Genomic DNA, 20,460 nt, shown 5'->3' with positions numbered 1-20,460 from the left:
CGTTAGAAGCTTTCCCGGCATGCGAATCTGGGCACTCTAATCTGGGTATGTCTGGGCATGCGAAAGGGGCGGGATACAGGTTCTCTGTACCCCGCCCCTTGCGGCTACGTCGCTCAATGCGAACTATTTAGTTAGGAAGTCTTCTCTTCCTCGAAGTAACCCATCTTCGCCAGGTCTTCACTGCTGGTTGCGGTGTTCAGGCTTGCTTCATCCGACCCCTGTGCCAGCTTGGCAAGCTTGCGGTCGCGGCGCTTGTCGTTGATCATGCAGATGCCGATCGCTGCGAAGAAGAAAATCAGCAGCGGCGCCATGAGCACGAACATCATCATGATGTCGCTACCGGGTGCGGTCAGCGCTGCAATCACTGCAACGAGCACGACAACCCAACGCCAGGACTTCAGGATGGTCTTGCCTCGGATGAGGCCGAGCATGTTAATGCCGACCAGGATCACCGGGATGATGAACGCGCAGGAGAACGTAACAACGAACTTCAGGATGAAGGAGATGTACACGCCCGCATCAATGTAGTTACTTTCGTTGACGGGGGTGAACTTCAGCAGCGCGTAGACCACGCCGGGGAGGGTGAAGTACGAAATGGCGACACCGCAGGCAAACGCGAAAATAGATGCGGTGAGGAAGCCGAAGAGATACTTCTTCTCCTTGGTGTGCAGTGCCGGCAGCAGGAATCGCAGTGCCTGGTAGAGCCAGACGGGAGAGGCGATCACCAGGCCGATGTACATACCGACCTTCAGCAGCTGGTCGAAAGGAGATGCGACGCTACCGTAGTTCAGGTTTGCGTTGCGGCCGGTTTCTGCGTTGATCTGCTGCAGGGGTGCAGAGATCATTTCGATGAAAGGCTGGTAGAGGAAGACCGTACCGATGATGGCTGCGATGATGGTTGCGATAGCCGCTTTGATGAGGCGGTCGCGGAATTCGCGCAGGTGTTCCTTGAGTTCCATGCGTGCTTCAGGATTGATTTTGCGGTTGCGCACGTCCTGGTCGGGTGTTGCCACGTGGTGTCCTCTGGGTGTCGGTGCCGTGTGTGATTCGGCTGAGGGGGTCTGGTGGGGTGTTTATGGGGTGGTGCCGCAAAACCCGTGCCGGCCGGTGGGCTGGCACGGGTTTGGTGCATCGGTGGCGGGACCGTTACTTGGTTTCGGTCTTGCCGTCCTTGCCGTTGTCTACGACCTCAGCGGTGACGACCTCTTCGCCGTCCTTCTCGCGGGGGTCCTTCTTGGAGTCGTTCTTCAGACCCTCAACTTCGGTCTTGAAGATGCGCATGGACTGGCCGAGGCTGCGTGCCATGCCGGGCAGCTTGGGTGCGCCGAAGAGCAGGACGATAAGGAGGATAACGACAATGATGGTCGCGGGGTGGCTGAAAATCTGGCCCATGGTGTGCCTTTCTGGTTAGAGCAGGTCTCCGATGTTTTGAGGTTGGCCGAGTCGATCTCGTCGGGAGACCCGTCGCTTGATCCGCTCAGACCTGCGTGTCTGCTTACCTTGTTCGTAGTTATTGTATGCCTCAGTGATGGGTGTGAATACCCCGAGGGTGGTGTCTCGCGGGAGTTTTCGGCTTGCGTTCGCTTGCGCTGCGTCGAATTGTCCCTCGATTGACTCGACCCAGGTTACGGTTTCGTCAAGGAGTGTGAAACCGCGAGTGAGTGCTTTGTAGGTGAACCATGCCAAATAGAGGAGCGAGCAGATGATGAGCGCGCCCCATAGCAAAATCCAGAACCACCAAGACATGAGCACCATTATACAAGTTTTAGGTTAATGTTTTGGCCCCTTGGAAGGGTTTTTAGGGTGTTTTTACTAGTGGGTGAAGTTCTATTTTTCTGCGGGCACACCTGCAGGCACACCACTGCGGCTACTCGCATTGAGGGTTTGCAACTGGTCAAGCAACGCCGCACGCAGGTGCGCGGGACCGACAAGTTCGAGGGCACCTCGGTGCGCGATGACGGTGTCGAGGATGTTCTTATCGCCAGCGCCGTGGGCGTTGTTGTAGTAGTGGATGCGCACGTACTGGGTGCGTGAAGCCTTCTTCACGTGGTGGGTGCTTCGACGCATGTACGTTGCGGTGAGAGTATCAAGCGGCTCACCGCTGGGAATGTGCTCGGTCGGGTGAATCCGCAACTCAGCGAACGGGTTGGTCTGAGTGCTGTGCTGCTGCGCGTGCCAATGCGGGACGGTGTCTCCGGTGACCGGGTGGGTACGACCCGCGCCCGCCTCCTGAATGTGGTTGATGCGGGTGAGGCGGAAGTTACGCCAGAAAGTGGGGGTCTTCTCCCCTGCCTCATTGTCCGCCGCCTCGCTGTCTGCAACTTCGCTGTTCTCTGCCTCGCCGGTGGTGGGGTGAGCAAAAGCCTCGGGCACATACTCGGGCACCTCTTCACCGCGCGCGGCATAGTAGCGTTCCTCAGCGGTACGGCACCACGCATGCAGATACATGTGGTCGCGGTGCAGCACCAACGCATACGGGTCCACCAGGCGGTCCGCGGCACGCTCACCGTAACCAATGGTCACGGCGTTGCCGCTGCTCAGGGCGGCAGTCGCCTCCTGCAGTAGGGGCTCCTGCGGGGCGAAGCACAGGTGCTGCGCATAGAAGGGCGCGTTCGGGTACGCGGCGGCGAGCGCCGCACGGATACTGCCTAGGCGCGCATCAGCCGGGTGCAGAATATCTGCGGCAGAGAGGGTGAAAACGAGGATGGCGAGCTCAGTGTCGGTGAGACGGGCGTAGTTCAGTAGCGTGTTCGGGGTGGCGCCGTCAAAGTCCGGCAGCAGGTTAATGTAGGTGGGCTTGAGTGCGTCCGGGTCCTTGGGGTCAGAGTCGAAGGGTACGGTGTCTACCAGCGCGAAAATCTCGGCAATAGTTTTGCCGAGGGCACGGTTCTTGTCGGTGTCCACGCTGTAGAGGGCGTTGAGCTGGTTCAACGGCATGGGCTCCTCGTCGTGGGCGCTCGCCCAGCGGTCGGCACGGTGCAGACCCAGAAGCAAATCCACAAGATCGTCAAGGGAGTTGTTGCGGTTGCGCTGGTTGATATCTGCCCAGGTGCCGGGGTCTTCAACTGCGCCGCTGTGCAGGTCGGTGAGGGTGCGCAACAGCTGCTGCTGGGCGGCGTAACTGTCACGCTGGCGGGTAGATGCAGCCTCCGATTCCTCGGGCGGCTCGATCACGCAGCTGTAGCTGGTCGCCGCCACAGCACTATCAATCGTGCCGTATGAGGGCACGGTGAAGGGCTCCGACAGCGTAGAATCGGCGCTGACCTCGGCAACAATCAGGCTCTCTTCGTAGCCCTCAATGTCCTCAAGCCAGTTCTTGGCTTTAAACGTCGCATTGATGGGGGTCGAATCGATACGTGAAAGCATCGTGAGCTTCTGAATACGGCTGGCACGGAACGTGTACTCCTTACGCTCCGCGCTCTCAGTGTAGTAGCCGACAAAATACCAGGTGCCGTAACGGTAACCGATACCGGCAACACTGACCTTCTCCTGTACGCGGGTCGCACCGGCAGCCGTCTGATAGGTGAACGTGACCGTCTTACGCTCCGCATAGGCGGTAAACAGCTCGTTCAGGTGCGGGTTATCGCTAAAGTAAATGCGCTGAAGGGGCTCACGGTAGGCGTACAGGTTCTTCGCACGCTGACGCTTGCCGGTCTTCGGCTCCAGAATCTTCGCAGCGGCGAGCGCCTCATCGGTGAGGTTCTCGCTGGTCAGCGCAATCTTACGCAGGATGCGGTAGGCATCATCCTGCAGCTCGGTGCCTTCCCAGCCGCGCAGGATGGTGTTGATGAGGCGGAACTCCTCGGCAGTGGGGTTCCAGGCGGGCAGCTTAGCGGCGTTGCTGGTTTCGAGGCGGTAGCGCTCCCCCAGATCTGTGGTCACGTGGGTGATGCGCGCGCCGGCATCACGCAGGGTCTGCTTGGCTCGCTCAAAGGCGCGTTCCTGCGACTCGCTGAGGGAGCCGTTCGCGCGCGTCTTGACACCGAGCAGGGTCAGTAGCTCGTTGCGGCTGATGCCCTGGGTTCGGGTTGCGGTGTCGGGTGCCTCGGCGGCGGTGGCGAGGCGGTGAAGAGTCATGTAAAGCTGAGCTGCGGTGGACATGGTTCAATCATACCGTGTGTGTTCCGCGGCACTTACTCAGTGTGCGGGGCGGCGGGAGGAACGCGCGGGTGCGGGCACAAAAAAGCCCGGTGCCCCTCCCACAATCGGGAGAAAGCACCGGGCTACGCGTCTCTGCGCGTCTTACGTGAGAAGCGCGAAAAACGCGAGAACCTTACCGGCTAGTCCTTAGCGGACGTCCAGCAGGTCCACCACGAAAATCAGGGCCTCGCCGGGCTTAATGACCGAACCTGCGCCGCGGTCACCGTACGCCATGTCGGCGGGAATCTCCAGGCGACGACGGCCGCCGACCTTCATGCCGAGCAGACCCTCATCCCAGCCGCGGATAACCTGGCCAACGCCCACCTGGAACGGCAGCGGCTCACCGCGGTTCCAGGACGCGTCAAACTCTTCACCGGTGGAGAATGCCACACCAACGTAGTGGGTGAGCACGCGGGAGCCGGGAACAACCTCAGCGCCTGCACCCTCGATCAGGTCGGTGATGACCAGCTCGGTGGGGGCGTCGCCCTCGGGGAAATCGATTTCGGGCTTTTCGCGGTCGAGGTTACGCTGACCGAAAGACATGGGTGTCTCCTTTGATTGGTTCGAAATGAATCGAAATAGTGGGTGCGCCCGCCGCCTACGTCATATAAGCGGCGAGCGCGGTATAAAAATGTGGGCTACTGCGCGGTAGCCGAAGCGGTAGCCGCCGGGGTTGCGGTTGCCGAGGCGCTCGCCTCCGCAGCAGCCGCGCTAGAAGCCGCCTGGGCACGCTGCAGGGTCTGCGGGTTCTCCTCCGCACCCAGAATATCAACCACGAACACCAGAGTACCCGAAGGCTTGGAACCGCCGGTGTCGTTACCGTACGCCAGGTCCGCCGGGATGACCAGCTCAACGCGGGAGCCGACCTTCTTACCCTTCAGACCCTGAGTCCAGCCTTTGATAACGCCCTGCAGGGAGATGCCCATCGGGGTGGCGGCGTCGTAGTTGCCGTCGACAACCTTACCGTCGGAGTACTGCACGCCAATGTAGCGCACGTACACGGTGTCGGTTTCCTTGACCTCGGGGCCCTCGCCCTCAACGAGGGTCTTAGCGGTCAGCTCGGTGACCTCAGGCTTATTATCGGGCAGCTTAATCTCAGCCTTGCCGGTGGACTCATCCAGAGTGAAGGACGGCAGCGACGGGTCAGCCTCGACAGCCTTACCGGTTGCGTACTTGGGCAGCTTCGTCTTTACGGTGTACACCTCAACGTTAGTTGCGGCACCGGGCGAAGCGGTCGTAGTGGTCACGCCCGCGGTGCTGCGCTGCTGCAGAACGTTGGTGGTGTACGAGAAAGAACCGCCAACCTTAATCTTCTTCAGGGTTTCGTACACCTGCGGTGCAGCCTGCTTCAGCTGATCGTTAATCGGCAGCAGAATCGGCTCGCTGGAGTAAGTGGAACCGTTGAGCTTGCCGTCGGTGCCGTTGAATACGGCAGCCTCAACGAGCACGTAGTCACCATCGTTGATGGAGTCGCCGTTACCTTCCTCAATCACGTACGCGGAGGGGCTAGAAGCGGCGAAGGGAGTCGCGAAAGACGCCTCCGGCTCAGCGGTCGCGTTCTTCAAGGTGTACTGCACCTTAGACAGGTCGCCATTATTAGACTGTGCGCCACATGCAGACAGTGCGAGCGCGAGAGCTGCCGCGCTGGCACCGAAAATAGTGAGCTTAGAGCGTTTGGTCATAGTGTTATCCTCTGGGGTTTTCTGTGAGAGTGGGGCGTGTGAATGCCCGTGTGCCACAGAACAGTTTACAGGTATAGGTTTAGCTGTTTTATGCTACGGCACGTAGCTGTGTTCAGGCTGTGTCGCGGCCGAGGTGTTCCCGAAGGTTGACAACCCCGACCGCCGGCGGGTTTCCCCTCATCAGAGCGTTTCTAGCGGTGCTGTTTAGGGGTGCCGTCTAACAGCGCTGTTTAGCAGGGCGGCGGGAATGCCGCCTCCTGATGCTGACGCGCCTTAGACGCCAACAGGCTCAGCACCTCCTCAAGCTCCTCGCTGCCGGTAGCAAACGGGTCCTTACACACCAGCGTGTGCTGCGGGTAGGCGTTGAGCTTCAAATGCACCCAATCCACGGTGAACTGCTCCCCCGCCGCAACCGCCGCATTAATGAAACGCGAACGCTGCAGAGCGCGAGTGTTCGGCGGCTGAGTCTTCGCCGCCTCCGCAGCACCTTCAGGCAGGATGCGCTTGACCGCACCGCGACGAACCAGCGCGTGGAAGACGCTACGGTCCGGGTCGATGTCGTGGTACGCCAAATCCAGCTGACGGATGCGGGCACTCGCATAATCGGCAGGCTGACCAGCCGCGCGGGCGCGGGCAATGTACGCGTCCAGGAGCTTCTTCTTAATCGCCCAGTCAATCTCAGTATCGATGCTGCTGTAGTCGCCGGACTCGATAGCGTCCAGGGTGCGTTGCCACAGGTCCAGGGCGTATTCCACGTGACGGTGGTGCGCGCCGTACTGCTGCACGTACTGGCGTGCCGCATCCAGGTAGTGACGCTGAACGCTCAACGCCGTGTAGTGCTTACCGTCCGTGGTTTCGAAGGTTGCGGTGCCGGTCAGGTCGTGGCTGATGGCGCGCAGAGCCGCCGGGACGGACACAATATCCAGGCTCGTGACCGGGAAGCGATCCTCCAGCATGCGCAGCACCAGGTCGGTGCTGGCAATCTTCAGCAGGGTCGTCGGCTCCGCCATGTTCGAGTCGCCATTAATAACGTGCATGCGGCGGAACTTCGAAGCGTCCGCGTGCGGCTCATCGCGAGTGTTAATGAGCGGGCGAGCGCGGGAGGTCGAGGTGGACGCCGCCTCCCAAATGTGGTCAGCACGCTGCGAGAACGAGTACGAGGGCACACCCGTGCTGGACGCCGGGTCGGTCGAACCGGGCACCGGGCCGCCCTGCGGGTGAGTCTTGCCGGCGCCCACCAGAATCTGGCGGGTCACCAGGAACGGCACGAGCTGCTTAATCAGGTCGTTAAACTGCAGCTTGCGGCTAATCAGGTAGTTCTCGTGGCTACCGTAGGAGTTGCCCGCCGAGTCCACGTTGTTCTTGAACAGGTACAGCTCACCGTCGAGGGGGCGACCCTCCGAACCGGCGAGCAGGCGCTTGCGGGCGGTACGCGCCAGGTCAGCGAACAGCAGCTCACCGGCGCGTTCCTGCGCGAGCAGCTCATCAATGCTGCCGCACTCGGCGGAGGCGTACTCGGGGTGCGAACCCACGTCAAGGTAGAGCCTGCCGCCGTTGGGCAGGAAGACGTTCGTTGAACGCCACTGATCCAGGACGGGCTTGAAAAGGGCGGCGGCGGACTCTTCGATGCTCAGCCGACCGAGCCCGTGCGGGACGTAGCTGAGCCCGAATTCGCTTTCAATGCCGAAAATACGGTGTTCCATGATGCTGACCCGGCGCGCAGGTGCGCCGGTTACTCGCCGCCCTTCTGGACGAAGCCGGTGACGAAGTCTTCAGCGTTCTCAGCGAGCAGGCCGTCAATTTCGTCGAGCAGGTCGTCGACCTCGCTCACGTCAGAGACAACGTGGGAGGCGGCTAGGGTCAGTTCCTGCTCCTGCTCGGCTGCGGTGGTTTCGGTCTGCTGCGCGTTAATGCGTTCGCGGCTCATGGTTCTCTCCTCAAGGGGTTTGCGGTTGTGGACAAATAAGTTTTGAGTGGGGTCGGGTGCGGGGTGTAAGGGTTTTGGTACCCAGATTCTCCTGCACCCTACCTGTGGGTTATGTGGTTTTTACTCTTCCGAATGGGGGTATTCGCCCCGGGGAAGAATGTGAGTTGATGTGGGTTTAGGGATGGTGAGGTGCCACTAGCGTACTAGCGCAGGCGGTTCAGCAGCTCATCCGAATGGTTCACCTCATCCAGCAGCGGTTCCACCTCGGCGGCACCGTAGCGGGTCGGCTCCATCATCGTAAAACGAGTCAAATCCTTCGAATACCTGCCGCGGCAGGATACCGTATCCCAGTTAATACCCAGAATCTCCTCCGGCCAACGCGCCATCAACGTGCCACGCAAAAACGCGCGCGTCTCACGCGGCGGCTCAGTCGTCGCACGCTCAATCTGCTCCGCAGAGAACAGCGTGCGCATACGGCCACGCGCCACCAGACGGTGATACAGGCTCTTCGACGGGTCAATATCAGCGTACTGCAAATCCAGAGCCTTCAACTTCGGATTCGCATAATCTACGCCCTGAGCGACATAGCCGCGCACCAGCGCATACTTCGCCACCCAATCCAGACGATCCGCCAGCGAGAGCGGGTTGGTTTCCAGGGCATCCAGAACCTCGCCCCACAGATCAAGAATCTGCGCGGTCGCGGCATCCACACCCGCCGGGTTCGACTCCTCGTGCGCGCGGGAGGCCTCATAGTAGGCGCGCTGAATCTGCAGGGCACTCGCAGAACCGCTCGTGGACACCGGGTTCGGCAAGGTCGCCGAAGACGGCGCCAACGGCAGCTGAACCGACAGCGACAAATCGTGGCTGACCGCGTGCATCGCCGCCACCGGATCAGACAGACGCACACCCGGCAGAACCGGAGCCTGCTCGCTGTGCGACTCAATCAGGTTCATCACCAGCGCCGCCGTGCCAAACTTCAACAGGTTCGAATAGTGCGACATGTTCGCATCCGCCGGAATCACGTGCAGGCGGCGGTACTTCGACTCGTCCGCATGCGGCTCATCGCGCGTATTCACAATCGGGCGGCGAATCGTGGTCTCCAGACCAATCGTGCGCTCAAAGAAATCAGCACGCGAACTAATCTGAAAACCCGGAACCTCACCGTGCGTACCAATACCCACACGGCCCGCACCCGTAAAAATTGCGCGGGTCGCAAAGAACGGCAGGAGCGCATCCGCAACCTGCTCAAACGGAACATCACGGCTAATCAGGTAGTTTTCGTGGGCGCCGTACGACTGGCCCTTCGAATCGGTATTGTTCTTGTACAGCTTCACCTGCGGCAAATCCTGCGCGTGGTTGTCCAACTCCACCAGCGACTCGTACGCCAGCGCGTCACCGGCAGCGTCATAGAGCACCGCGTCGGCGGGGGTCAGAACCTCCGGCGACGAATACTCCGGATGCGCGTGATCCACATACAGGCGCGCACCATTAGGCAGAATCGCATTCATGGTCACGCGGTCCCAGTCCAGACGCTCCGGGAAACCACCGCGGCCGTGCACACCGGCGAGCGCATCCAGGGCGCTGCGCGGCTCGGCGGGCTCACCCGGTGCCTGAACGCCCGCCTCACGCATGATCTCCAGGGCGATGTCTTCGCTGGTCAGCTCGGTGCGGGTGTGCGTCATCTGGCTCGAGTGGGCGGTGGAGGCGTCCTGAACCTGGCCGAACGCGTCACGCAGCGGCGACTCGGACTCACCCAGCCACTGACCCTCGGGGGTGGTGGTCGAGTAGTTCTCTGCCTGGCGTGCCTGCTCGGCGGTCAGCTCCTCCGCCAGGGCGCGGCGCTGCAGCTGCTCGCGGAAGGCGGCGCCGCGGCGGAAGGCGAGCTTGGCGTAGGTGTTGACCACCAGTGCGGACAGCACGGTCGGGTTGGTGCCCGGCGCGGAGGGGGCGATGACGCCGTACTCGGTTTCGGCACCCATAATGCGGTGCACGCCGTAGCTGGGGGTGGAGTTCATGGGGTTCTCCTGAAAAAATCTATACCATTTAAAGGCTTTGGACCTGCGGTAATGCTGGGTTGATGCGGGATAAGCGCGGGGTGTGGGCTAATCGCACAGTTGAGTGGGCTCGCGCCGCCCGGCTCATGCGGGCGCACGGTTTAGCGCGGCGGCTCCACCGACACCAGGCGGCCACGCACACCGGCAACGGTGAGCGCATCCTCAATATCGGGCAGCGGCGGCAAGTCCACCTGATCCTCAAACTCGGCGCGCACCGCCTCCAGCAGGTGACGGGTACCAATACCAACGCTCGAGGCATCCGCACCGGCGGTCAGCGCCTGCAGCTGCTCCTTAATCGCGGCCTTCTTCGCACGGTCCACAATGTTGCGAATCACCGCGCCCGAAGCGAAATCGCCGCGGTACAGCGTGTGCGTGGACAGGTTCGCGCTCGCACCAGAACCAACGGCCATGGAAGAATCCACGGTCGCCACAGCGTACGCCGTGGCGGGGGTGCGCGCGTACAGCTGACCTGCCGCCGCCGCAATCATCGCGGTCAGGGCGGCGCGGGTCGAACCGGCGGCAGCGACCTCCGCAGCGTCCAGGGGCAGGTCCTCGGTCAGGTACAGGCCGAAAATCTCTGCCGCACCGGCGACGTCCGGGCGGTTAATGCGGATCTTCAGGTCGAGTCGGCCCGGGCGCATCACCGCGGCATCAATGAGGTCTTCACGGTTGGTCGCGCCAATCACGATGACGTTCTGCAGCGACTCCACACCGTCAATTTCGGCCAGCAGCTGCGGCACGATGGTCGTCTCAATATCGGAAGAACGACCCGAACCGCGCATACGGAACAGCGACTCCATCTCGTCAAAGAACACGACGACCGGGTGGCCCGCCTCCGCCTTCTCACGGGCAGCAACAAAAATATCGCGAATCTGGCGCTCCGTCTCACCGACGAACTTATCGAGCAGCTCGGGGCCCTTAATGTTCAAGAAATAGCCGCGAGTAGCCGAACCCGGGTTCAGCGCAGCTGCACGAGCCGCCAGGGAGTTCGCCACAGCCTTAGCAATCATGGTCTTACCGTTACCGGGAGGACCGTACAGCAGAATACCCTTGGGCGGCGCCAGGTGGTAGCGCTCAAAAATCTCGGGGTGCAGGTACGGCAGCTCCACCGCGTCGCGAATCTGCTCAATCTGCGCGCCCAGGCCACCAATCTGCTCATAGGTGACGTCCGGGATCTCTTCCAGAACCAGCTCCTGCGAACGGGAGGCGGGAACCTGCGAGGTCAGCATGCGGGTGCGGGTGTCGAGCGTGACCGCGTCACCGGTGCGTAGCTGCTCAATGTCGAGGGAACCAGCCACGCGCGCCACCTGCTGAGCACCCGAGGACGTATCAACCAGCACGCGCTGCTCATCCAGCACCTCGCGCACGGTCACCACGTCACCGAAGGGTTCGGTGTCTAGGGCAACGACCGCCTCGGTCTTATCGTTGAGCAGCACGGTCATGCCGGGGGTCAGCGTGGACAGGTCAATGAGCGGGGACACGGGAATACGCATCATGCGCCCGCTCACCTGAACATCCAGGTAGGTGTCAATCTCGGCGGGAGTCTTATCGTCAGCGACCTGCTCGTAGGTCATGGTCTGGCCCTCATGCACCGCCAGCACAATCGCCGAATTCAGCGGCGGCATAACATTCTGCGACAGGGACGCGCGCAGACGCTCCACCTGGTAGCGCATGCTGGTGATTGCTTCAACGAGCTTGCGGTTCTTCTCCCCCGCACCACGAATCTGTCGGCTCATATTGTCGCGGGTTGCCTCCGCCGCGGAGAGTCGACGCAGCACGGCGTCATACTCCTGCGCGCTGACGGGCTGACTGCCGGGCAGGGAGGTCGACCCGAAAGCAGCCGAGTAGTGCGGTGCCGCGCTGGCTGCACTGTGGGCGGTGCCGTACTGGGGGGTTCCTGCCTGATCTGCAGATTCGTGGGTGGACACGGTAGCTCCTTTAGCTGTTCGTCCTTGTCGGCGGCTACTCGATGCGGGTGGTTGGGCACAGTGAGTAGCCTGGTGAGTGCACTGCGGGGGCTCCAGGCAACGCCCGTGCCCCCGCAGGTCAAAGGTGGTTCAAATTATTCGGCGGATTCAGTCGCCTCAGCTGCTGCGCTGTCGTTTTGCGCGGTACCGTTCTGTTCGAGCGCAATCTCGTTCGCGCGTGCGGCGTGAGCGGCAAGGTTCTTCGCATCGCGGGCTGCGCGGCGAATCTTCTTATCGGTCACCTCACGCTCACCCACGTTCATGGGAATCCACGCGTTCATATCCTCTTCAGAGAAATCAGTCTTGGACGCGCGACGCTTCGGTGCCAGACGCACCGCACCGTCAGCCAGGCGACGAGCCACGACCAGGAACGCGGTGTGTGCAACCATGCGGTGGTCGGGGCGGACCGCCAGGCCCTCCACGTGCCAGCCGCGCACAATGGTTTCGTCGCATTCGGGTTCGGTGAAGCGGCCGTCCAGGCGCATGCCCTCAACCAGGCGGGACATCTGGGTCACGGTCGCAACGTAGCAGATGAGCACGCCGCCGGGTGCGAGCGCCTCCGCTACAGCGTCCAGGCATTCCCAGGGTGCGAGCATGTCGAGTACGACGCGGTCGACGCTGCCGGGCTCTTCAACCTGCGGAAGGGTGTCCTGCAGGTCGCCGATGCTCAGCTTCCACGCCGGGTGGGGGCCACCGAACATGGTTTCAATGTTGCCGCGGGCGACGTCCGCGAACTCTTCGCGACGTTCGAAGGAGTGCACGCAACCGTAGTCGCCGACTGCACGCAGCAGGGCGATGGACAGTGCGCCAGAACCGACGCCTGCCTCGACGACGCGTGCGCCGGGGAAGATGTCTGCCTTGACGATAATCTGCGCGGCGTCCTTGGGGTAGACGACGGCTGCGCCGCGCGGCATGGAGAGCACGAAGTCCTTGTAGAGGGGGCGCAGCGCCTGGTAGAGGATGCCGTGAGTGTTGGCGATGACGGTGCCTTCGGGTGCGCCGATGAGGTCGTCGTGCTTGAGGAAGCCCTTGTGGGAGTGGTATTCGCCGCCTTCGGCGAGGGTGATGGTGGTGATGCGGCCGCGTTCGTCAGTGATTTGGACGCGCTCGCCGGGGCGGAAGGGGCCGCGGCGGTTGATTGCGCCGGTAGGGGTGTGGGTGCCGCTGCTCACGGGGTGGTTCTCCTCGGGTTTGGGTCAGTCTGTGCTGTTCGCGCTTTGCAGCGAACTAGGGTACGGAAAAAGTCCTTTTCTATTTTAGCGGAGTCTGCAAATCGGCTGTGGCGCATTACCCCGCGGGCGTGATAGGGCGACGGCATGGATGGAGCGATGACCACTGAGCAATGAGGGCTACTCATTTTTGGTTAGACTTGAGGGGAGTTCGCCAGAATCCTTGGCGGGCAGAAACACCTTAGTGCCCACGAATTATGGGGCAAAGGAAAGAGTATTGTGACTGATTTCAACTCACTAATTGCCGAGTTCGGCAGGCAGGTGCGGGAGAATCTGCGCGTTGGGGATGGTGAACCGGAGGCTCAGCTGACGAACCCGGTCGCTACCCTGTTGCAGGACTTTGGCGCTTTGCATTCGATGAAGGTTGTGACCGTCCGTGAAACCTCGCTGAAAACCGCGGGGGGGGGTCTAGTTTCTGAGGGTCTGGTTCGCCCCGATTACGCCATCATGGTCGATGGTGTTTTAACCGGTTACGTGGAGCTGAAGGCTCCGGGTAAGAACATTGATCCCGCTTCTTTCACTAAGAAGAGCCACGAGTATAAGCAGTGGCAGCGTCTGCGGAACCTTCCTAACCTTTTGTACACCAACGGCACCGAATGGCGTCTGTACCGTTATGGCGAACCGGTGCTGACAAGCACCGGGTACGACGCGGTGCATATGCATGGTTCTTTTAGCGGCCATGGCACGCTGAGCGCACCGGATGCTCTCGCGACGTTCTTCCTCAACTTTTTGCGTTGGGTTCCCGCTCCGATTAAGAGCGCTGGACAGCTGGTGGAAACTCTCGCTCCCCTTGCGGCTTTGCTACGTGAAGAGATGCTTTTGGGTCTTTCCGCGCAGGAAAAGACCTATAAAGCGGATCAGGCGAAAGCTAAGAAGAAGGGCGAGGAAGATTTTGTGATTCCTCCCCCGCTGGTGGGTCTACGTAAGGATTGGCGCGATACTCTCGCCCCGAGTACCAGTAATGAAGAGTTTGCCGATAGCTTTGCACAGACGGTGGTGTTTTCGCTGGTGGTTGCTCTCTCAGAAGGTCACGACCTGAGCCTTGAGACGTTCTCGACCATGGCGGGTCGTTTGCGTTCTCAGCATGGCCTGCTGGGCAATGCGTTGAGTCTTCTCACTGAGCATCTGGATGAGGAAAGTTCCTTGTATAGCACTTTGGCTGTTATTGTGCGTGTGATGAACGCTGCGTCATGGCCAGATATTTCCAGCGGTAAGTCAGACGTATACCTGCACCTTTATGAGCACTTCCTGAAGGTCTATAACCCCGAGCAGCGTAAGACAACTGGTAGCTACTACACCCCCGTTGAGGTGGTGGACCAGATGGTGCGCCTGGTAGATGACGCTCTGCGTGCCTACCTGGGCAAGGAACACGGTCTGGCGAGTGAGGGTGTGTCCGTGATTGACCCGGCGATGGGTACCGGCACCTATCCTCTGTCGGTGATGCATAGGGTGGCGAAGACGGAGAGCCTCGCTCCCGCTGCACGTACTCGTGCCCTGAACCGTCTGGCAAAGAACCTGTACGGCTTTGAGCTACAGTCGGGTCCTTTCTCCGTGGCTGAGCTCCGTCTGAACGAGACGCTTAAAGAGATGGGTGCTGATATTCCTGAGGACGGTCTAAATCTCTATGTAGCTGATACTCTGAGCGACCCCTACGCTAAGCAGAAGCCGGTGAACAGTCAGACCCTGCGCCTGCTCTCTCAGCTGTCGAATAAGGCAACTAGGGTGAAGCGTGAGGTGCCCATTCAGGTGTGCATTGGTAATCCGCCGTATAAGGATAAGGCGGAGGGTATGGGCGGCTGGGTGGAGTCGGGTTTCCGCTCACCCGAAGTTGCCTCCCCTATTCTGGATGACTTCCGTGCCCCCGGCATGGGCAAGTTCGAGTATGTGCTGAAGAACCTGTACGTCTACTTCTGGCGCTGGGCTTTCTGGAAGGTCTTTGAGGATTCTTTCCGTGCTTTGGAGGGTCAGCCCGATAGATCCAAACGTGCAGGTGCGGTCTGTTTTATTACCGCATCTGGCTATCTGAAGGGACCGGGATTCGCAGGGATGCGTGAATATATTCGCCGTTCCGCCAGCCGTGGATGGATTATTAACGTGACCCCTGAGGGTAAGCGCCCACCCAAGGGAACAGCTGTTTTCGATATCGAGACTCCGGTATCTATTGCTCTGTTCCTGCGTGAAGAAAATACCGATGAGGAAACCCCTGCGGATATCCGCTACGTTGCCCTGCACGGAAAACTTGAGGAGAAAATGCAGGCTCTTGCCGCCCTCAACCTGGATGGCGCAGAGTTTGAACCGGTGCGTTCCGGGTGGGGTGATAAGTTCGCTCCCGAAGCGGGTGGTGACTGGGATAGCTACCCCGAATTGGTAGATTTTTATACCAAAAATTTCCAGGGGATAAAACCCAACAAGACCTGGGTCTATGCTCCCGCTGAAACTGTATTGCAGGAACGCTGGGTGGAACTTATCGAAGGTAATGATTTAGAAGTACGTACTGAGCGTTTTAAGGAGACGCCTAGCACCAGTATCTTCAAAGGTAAAAAACCACTTCCCGGGAAGGATACTTTCCAAGGGAGTCGTGAAAGCCTTAACGATCAGATTGCTCGCGAGGTTATTCCGGATGCGCCAAATATTGTACCGGTAGGATATCGTTCCTTTGACCGGCAGTACATCTTGGCTGATTCTCGTCTTTTGGAGAGGGAACGTCCTGAGCTATGGGAGCATCGCGTCCCAGGGCAGATTTTTATTGTGGAGCAGCACGCACACTACCCCAAGGCGGGCCCGGGTCTTCATTTCAGCACCCTCATCCCTGATTTGGATGCTTTTAATAATCGTGGTGGCCGTGCTCACCCGGTGCTAAACGTGAGCGGTGTCCCCAACCTCACCGAACCTGCCAAGCAGATGCTACGTGAACGTTTCGGCGACAATGCCCCCGGCAATCTCGTTTACTACCTGGCGGCACTTACTGGACATCCCGGATACGTGCGCACCTTTGACAAGCCACTCCAGCAGGCGGGTATTCGTGTGCCCCTCACCGCTGACCCGAAGCTCTGGGAACGCGCCGTTCAGCTTGGTAAGCAGGTCGTGTGGCTGCACACCTACGGTGAGCGCGGCGAGCCGCTACCGGGTATGAAGTACCTACACCAGATTCCCGAAGGTGCAGACTACGTCCTGCCGACCCCGACGGTAGACATGGGCAGGACAATGCCAACCAAACAACCTAGTTTCTTGCCGAACTCAGTAACCGATGAGCTTGCTGAGAAACAGAATACTCCTGTGAGGGGTACCGTCTCCTTCGGTCGGGCACGCTGTGAGAACGTGGAGAAGCGCGTTTTCGACTACACCGTCGGGGGTAATCGGGTACTAGGTATGTGGGCTAAGTACCGCCTCAAGAAGCCGAAGACAAACCGGAGCTCCTCGCTCAACGATATTGTTCAGCGAGAATGGCCGGAAGCTTGGAGCGAAGAGTATGAGCGGTTGCTCTACACTCTTACGCACCTGGTGCATCTGGAACCCGCTCAGGAGAAACTCCTTGATGAGGTTCTCGCCGGTGAACAGATTTTCCGCGAGGAATTTGTAGATACCGAAGACTAGCCACTCAACAGCTGCCAGTCATCCGGTTCAATAACCGGTTAAACGCAAGGGGTGGGTGACCCTGGATTATTCCCGGATCACCCACCCCCTTTGTTGGGCTCATATCGCTCTCAGAAGCCCTACGCTTCCTCCTGCGCCTCGTATGCGCGAACCTCAGCTAACATCTCTGCTGCGAGCGCATCGACCGTCTCACGGTCATACGGGCGAAAAGCGTACAGCTCCTCCACGACCGACGAAGCCATCTTAGAGGACCACGCCCAGGCGTGCCGCCAGGATGTCACGCACCAGCGCGCCACCGCCGACGGTGGTGTCCGCCAGAGCCTTCACAGCCCACGCATCCACAGCCGCCAACGCCGCCGGAGCGTTCAGGTCCTCGCCGAGCGCCTCACGCACAGCAGCCAGCAGCTCAACCGCCGCCTCATCGGTGACACCTTCGGAACCTTCACGGCCCTCAGCCACCGACACCGCATGACGGTAGGTGTCCAGGCGAGCCTTCGCGTGCTCCAGTAGCTCATCAGTCCAGAACCAATCCGAACGGTAATGCTGACCCATAATCGCCAGACGCACCGCGTTCGCATCCTCACCGGCTGCACGCAGACGCGAAACCAGCACCAGGTTGCCGCGGGACTTGCTCATCTTGTGGCCGTCCAAACCGACCATGCCGGTGTGCGCGTAATGCTTAGCGTGCGGGCGTGCAGACACAGCCCACGAGTGACCCGCACCCAAATCGTGGTGCGGGAACGTCAGGTCGTTACCGCCCGCCTGAACGGTCAGCGAACCATCCACAAAACGGCGGGCAATCATCGTGCACTCAATATGCCAGCCCGGGCGGCCCGCGCCCAGCTCGCCGGCATCCCAGCTCGGCTCGCCCTCACGCTCAACACGCCACAGTAGCGGATCCAGTGCGTCACGCTTGCCGGCACGGTTCGGGTCGCCGCCGCGCTCAGCGAAAATCTCCAGCATCTCATCACGGCTCAGGTGGCAGACCTCGCCCGGCTCCCACGAGTAGCCCTCAGCGTTCGCAGGCAGCTCATGCACAGCCTTCAAGTCCAGGTACACGTCACCGTCAGGATGCACCACACCCTGCTCATCCGTGAAACCGGGCACGCGGTACGCCAGGCCGCGGCGCAGCAAATCCTCAATCAGCGGGAACATCCACTCAATGGACTCCACCACACCCACATAGTGCGCAGGCGGAATCACGTTCAGCGCCTTCATATCGGTGCGGAACAGCTCCGTCTGATCCTCAGCCAGCTCACGCCAATCCACGTTCGTGGCGGTCGCACGCTCCAGCAGCGGGTCGTCCACATCGGTCACGTTCTGCACGTAGGTGACCGGCACGCCCGCATCCAGCCAGGCGCGGTGCAGCAAGTCAAAAGCAACATAGGTGGAGGCGTGACCCATATGCGTCGCGTCGTACGGGGTGATACCGCAAACGTACAGGCTCGCCGCCTTATCCTCCTGAACCTGAACAATCTCACCAGCCGCGGTATCAAAAATACGCGGCAACGCAGCCTGACCGGGCAGAGTCACAGAGGCGGGGGCATCCCAAGCTCGCATGGGTTTCCTTTCCGTAAAAACGCCCACAACCGGTGGACGCGCCACACCCGCCGCCCAACCTCAAGGCATGCGGGTGCCAAAAAATCTACTCCAATAAGAATACCCGCCCGTGAGAAACTCACGGACGGGTATGTCATATCACGCTGAGGGCTAAAGCCTTAGAACGCCGAAGAAGTAGCGTTCAGAACGCCAGTGCCCAGACCAACGAAAATCAGGATACCGAGCGCAATACGGTACCAGATGAAAATGCCGTAGGACTTCGACGACACGTACTTCAGGAACCAGCCAATCATCAGGTAACCCACCACAAACGCAACCAGAGTAGCCACGATAGTCGAGGGGATACCGTAGTAGCCGGTAGCTTCCTCGCCGGTGACCACCTTGAAGGTCTTGTACAGGCCAGACATGAACACGGCAGGCATGGCCAGCAGGAACGAGTAACGTGCCGCAGCCTCACGGGTGTACCCCATGAACAGACCCGCAGTAATCGTACCGCCCGAACGGGAAACACCCGGGATCAGTGCCAGCGCCTGTGCGCAACCGTACAGCAGGCCGTGACGGAACGTCAGGTCCTTCAGCTCACGCTGCTCGCGGCCAAAACGGTCCGCAAGACCCAGGAACACAGCGAAGACAATCAGCATAGTCGCCACAATCCACAGGCTACGGAACTGGGTGTCAATGTAGTCTTCCAGCAGCAGGCCCAGAACGCCGATGGGCAGGGAGCCAATAATAATCAGCCAACCCATGCGGGCATCCGGGTCATTGCGCGGTACACGACCGGTAAGAGCGCCAAACCACGCCTTCACAATGCGCACAATATCGCGCCAGAAAAAAATCAAGACCGCGGTCTCAGTACCCAGCTGGGTGATTGCGGTAAACGCGGCGCCCGGGTCAGCCTTCTCCGGCAGGATCTGGCCAACAATGTTCAGATGCGCCGATGACGAAATCGGCAGAAATTCGGTCAGGCCCTGAACAAAGCCCAAAATAATTGCTTGAATCCATTCCACGCATTCAAGGATACAGGAGGCGCACCCGCCCGGGGTGGTTCGCCGAAGGTGATGTGAAACTTCCGCAAACCGCCCCGTCCACACTCTGAAACGCTCAGGGTGCCGTTTCAGGAGGTACACCGCGGTGCAACCGGGGCTTATCCATAGCTCATCCACGGTTCACCCATGGCTCAAGGAGGCCGCGCAAACACCTCAAATGCGCGCTCTCCGGCGCATCAAAGGTGCGTCACCGGTGCAAGCATACTAGCCGCACGACCAGTCGAAAACACCCGTCTCAAAATCAAAAACAGCGCTACCGCACCCAAAATTCAGCACATCAAACTCATCGAACTCAATATAACGAGCCGTCAGACCCTCCGGCAGAGCCTGCGCATAAAAATGAGTGCCACCCAGGTGAGTACCCACCGCAATTAGCGGCTTCGCCCACTCAAACCACGCCGAATCCTCAGCATCCCAATCGAAAGGACTCAAATAACCAGTCTGCGAGTCCACATTCTCAAACACATCACTGGGGACCTTACCTGCATTCGGGTCATCCGTCGGAACCCACCCCACCAGAGCAGGCTTACGAGCCAGCGGCTGCTGCTGATCCGCCAAAGCCCAGGCGCTGAAGCTCTCCTCCTCACCACGATGCTCACCGGGCCGGCGCACATCCTGCGGCGGCGGCGTGCGGGACGAGAACTCCTCCTCACTCAGGTACAGCACCGCAAACTCGGCATCCAAAATATCGCGCAACAACAACTGATACGGATGCACCCGCGCCTGCGCATACTGCACCTCAAACGGGTCATCACTAGCAGCATTAGCAACACCCTCAGTCGCCTCATCCTCAGCGAACTGGCCATCACCGGCAAAGAAAGAGAATGCCACAACGCCCGGATACTTCTGCGCATCCGGCAGGTACTCCCCCGGCAACCTCACCGTAAAAATATGCTGCATCGGCAAACCAGTAAAAGTACTGCGCGGCCACTGATCCTGCTCAATACCGGGACCGGTCGAACCCACCCAGCCAGCCTCCCACACCTCAGGGCAACCTGCAGGCAGAGCAGTATCATCACCACCGTGCAGCTCATAATTCCAGGCACGAACAGAAGAATCGGTGCCCGCCGCATCAACGGGGCTAAACACCATCGCGTAGCTTTTCATGAGAGTTCCTCCCAGCAGATTATTCGCCCCACAGCACGCCGATGCACACAACACCTGCGCACATTAACGCGTAAGGGCGGGATACATACTCCCAGTATGCATCCCGCCCCCACATCATGCACGGCTAACGGTCACCCACCAGCGGTCACCCGAA

Annotated in this window: 15 protein-coding genes; 1 reads left to right on the top strand and 14 read right to left on the bottom strand. The window is 60.2% G+C overall.

Features of this window, described 5'->3' with window-relative positions; translation table 11 throughout:
- Positions 1–131 precede the first annotated feature (131 nt).
- The 10 genes from tatC to LPB405_RS00215 all read right to left on the bottom strand — a co-directional run bounded on the left by tatC (position 132) and on the right by LPB405_RS00215 (position 12,942).
- Positions 132–1,013, bottom strand: coding sequence for a twin-arginine translocase subunit TatC (gene tatC, locus LPB405_RS00260; protein WP_070543505.1), 882 nt, complete (start codon positions 1,011–1,013; stop codon positions 132–134).
- Positions 1,014–1,146: 133 nt separating this feature from the next.
- Positions 1,147–1,392: a Sec-independent protein translocase subunit TatA gene (gene tatA, locus LPB405_RS00255; protein WP_005506024.1), complete on the bottom strand. Its 246-nt coding sequence runs from the start codon at positions 1,390–1,392 to the stop codon at positions 1,147–1,149.
- Positions 1,393–1,827: 435 nt separating this feature from the next.
- Positions 1,828–4,101, bottom strand: a complete 2,274-nt coding sequence (locus LPB405_RS00250; protein ID WP_219101427.1) for a WYL domain-containing protein — start codon at positions 4,099–4,101, stop codon at positions 1,828–1,830.
- 186 nt (positions 4,102–4,287) lie between these two features.
- On the bottom strand, positions 4,288–4,683 hold the full coding sequence (locus LPB405_RS00245) for an FKBP-type peptidyl-prolyl cis-trans isomerase (RefSeq protein WP_049362378.1): 396 nt from the start codon (positions 4,681–4,683) through the stop codon (positions 4,288–4,290).
- A gap of 95 nt (positions 4,684–4,778) precedes the next feature.
- On the bottom strand, positions 4,779–5,822 hold the full coding sequence (locus LPB405_RS00240) for an FKBP-type peptidyl-prolyl cis-trans isomerase (protein WP_219101425.1): 1,044 nt from the start codon (positions 5,820–5,822) through the stop codon (positions 4,779–4,781).
- 230 nt (positions 5,823–6,052) lie between these two features.
- Positions 6,053–7,525 (bottom strand): Pup--protein ligase, encoded by a 1,473-nt coding sequence (gene pafA, locus LPB405_RS00235; protein ID WP_219101423.1) that lies wholly within the window; start codon positions 7,523–7,525, stop codon positions 6,053–6,055.
- Between the two features lie 29 nt (positions 7,526–7,554).
- Positions 7,555–7,749, bottom strand: coding sequence for a ubiquitin-like protein Pup (locus LPB405_RS00230; protein ID WP_049334195.1), 195 nt, complete (start codon positions 7,747–7,749; stop codon positions 7,555–7,557).
- A gap of 203 nt (positions 7,750–7,952) precedes the next feature.
- Positions 7,953–9,764 (bottom strand): depupylase/deamidase Dop, encoded by a 1,812-nt coding sequence (gene dop, locus LPB405_RS00225; RefSeq protein WP_219101421.1) that lies wholly within the window; start codon positions 9,762–9,764, stop codon positions 7,953–7,955.
- Between the two features lie 140 nt (positions 9,765–9,904).
- A complete protein-coding gene (gene arc, locus LPB405_RS00220) occupies positions 9,905–11,731 on the bottom strand; it encodes a proteasome ATPase (RefSeq protein ID WP_219101419.1) in 1,827 nt (608 codons plus the stop codon).
- A 134-nt stretch (positions 11,732–11,865) separates the two neighbouring features.
- The gene (locus LPB405_RS00215) at positions 11,866–12,942 is read right to left on the bottom strand and encodes a tRNA (adenine-N1)-methyltransferase (RefSeq protein ID WP_070543518.1); all 1,077 of its coding nucleotides are present in this window, start codon (positions 12,940–12,942) and stop codon (positions 11,866–11,868) included.
- A 276-nt stretch (positions 12,943–13,218) separates the two neighbouring features.
- Between LPB405_RS00215 and LPB405_RS00210 the strand changes: the two genes are divergently transcribed.
- Entirely contained in the window at positions 13,219–16,593 is a 3,375-nt protein-coding gene (locus LPB405_RS00210) for a type ISP restriction/modification enzyme (protein ID WP_219101417.1), read from the top strand.
- Positions 16,594–16,712: 119 nt separating this feature from the next.
- Here LPB405_RS00210 and LPB405_RS09015 read toward each other — a convergent pair whose 3' ends face one another.
- From LPB405_RS09015 to LPB405_RS00195, 4 genes are all read right to left on the bottom strand, one after another.
- Complete coding sequence (locus tag LPB405_RS09015; RefSeq protein WP_257604925.1) at positions 16,713–16,835, bottom strand: hypothetical protein; 123 nt, start codon at positions 16,833–16,835, stop codon at positions 16,713–16,715.
- A gap of 1 nt (position 16,836) precedes the next feature.
- Positions 16,837–18,153 (bottom strand): cysteine--1-D-myo-inosityl 2-amino-2-deoxy-alpha-D-glucopyranoside ligase, encoded by a 1,317-nt coding sequence (mshC, locus tag LPB405_RS00205; protein WP_219101415.1) that lies wholly within the window; start codon positions 18,151–18,153, stop codon positions 16,837–16,839.
- 158 nt (positions 18,154–18,311) lie between these two features.
- Positions 18,312–19,160 carry an undecaprenyl-diphosphate phosphatase gene (locus LPB405_RS00200; protein ID WP_044145830.1) on the bottom strand — a complete coding sequence of 283 codons (849 nt, stop codon included), beginning with the start codon at positions 19,158–19,160 and terminating at the stop codon, positions 18,312–18,314.
- Between the two features lie 243 nt (positions 19,161–19,403).
- Positions 19,404–20,306: a hypothetical protein gene (locus LPB405_RS00195; protein WP_060824779.1), complete on the bottom strand. Its 903-nt coding sequence runs from the start codon at positions 20,304–20,306 to the stop codon at positions 19,404–19,406.
- Between the last annotated feature and the right edge of the window lie 154 nt (positions 20,307–20,460).

The sequence above is a fragment of the Rothia mucilaginosa genome (genome assembly GCF_019334805.1).
In the GTDB taxonomy this organism is placed as follows: domain Bacteria; phylum Actinomycetota; class Actinomycetes; order Actinomycetales; family Micrococcaceae; genus Rothia; species Rothia mucilaginosa_C.
Note: the sequence above shows the minus strand (reverse complement) of the source record. Positions and strands in the feature narration are given on the sequence as shown.

Excerpts from the sequence above, each read along its gene's own strand:
- tatA (WP_005506024.1), bottom strand. The coding sequence starts at position 1,392 with ATGGGCCAGATTTTCAGCCACCCCGCGACCATCATTGTCGTTATCCTC.
- LPB405_RS00250 (WP_219101427.1), bottom strand. The coding sequence starts at position 4,101 with ATGTCCACCGCAGCTCAGCTTTACATGACTCTTCACCGCCTCGCCACC.
- LPB405_RS00245 (WP_049362378.1), bottom strand. The coding sequence starts at position 4,683 with ATGTCTTTCGGTCAGCGTAACCTCGACCGCGAAAAGCCCGAAATCGAT.
- LPB405_RS00240 (WP_219101425.1), bottom strand. The coding sequence starts at position 5,822 with ATGACCAAACGCTCTAAGCTCACTATTTTCGGTGCCAGCGCGGCAGCT.
- pafA (WP_219101423.1), bottom strand. The coding sequence starts at position 7,525 with ATGGAACACCGTATTTTCGGCATTGAAAGCGAATTCGGGCTCAGCTAC.
- LPB405_RS00230 (WP_049334195.1), bottom strand. The coding sequence starts at position 7,749 with ATGAGCCGCGAACGCATTAACGCGCAGCAGACCGAAACCACCGCAGCC.
- dop (WP_219101421.1), bottom strand. The coding sequence starts at position 9,764 with ATGAACTCCACCCCCAGCTACGGCGTGCACCGCATTATGGGTGCCGAA.
- LPB405_RS09015 (WP_257604925.1), bottom strand. The coding sequence starts at position 16,835 with ATGGCTTCGTCGGTCGTGGAGGAGCTGTACGCTTTTCGCCCGTATGAC.
- mshC (WP_219101415.1), bottom strand. The coding sequence starts at position 18,153 with ATGCGAGCTTGGGATGCCCCCGCCTCTGTGACTCTGCCCGGTCAGGCT.
- LPB405_RS00195 (WP_060824779.1), bottom strand. The coding sequence starts at position 20,306 with ATGAAAAGCTACGCGATGGTGTTTAGCCCCGTTGATGCGGCGGGCACC.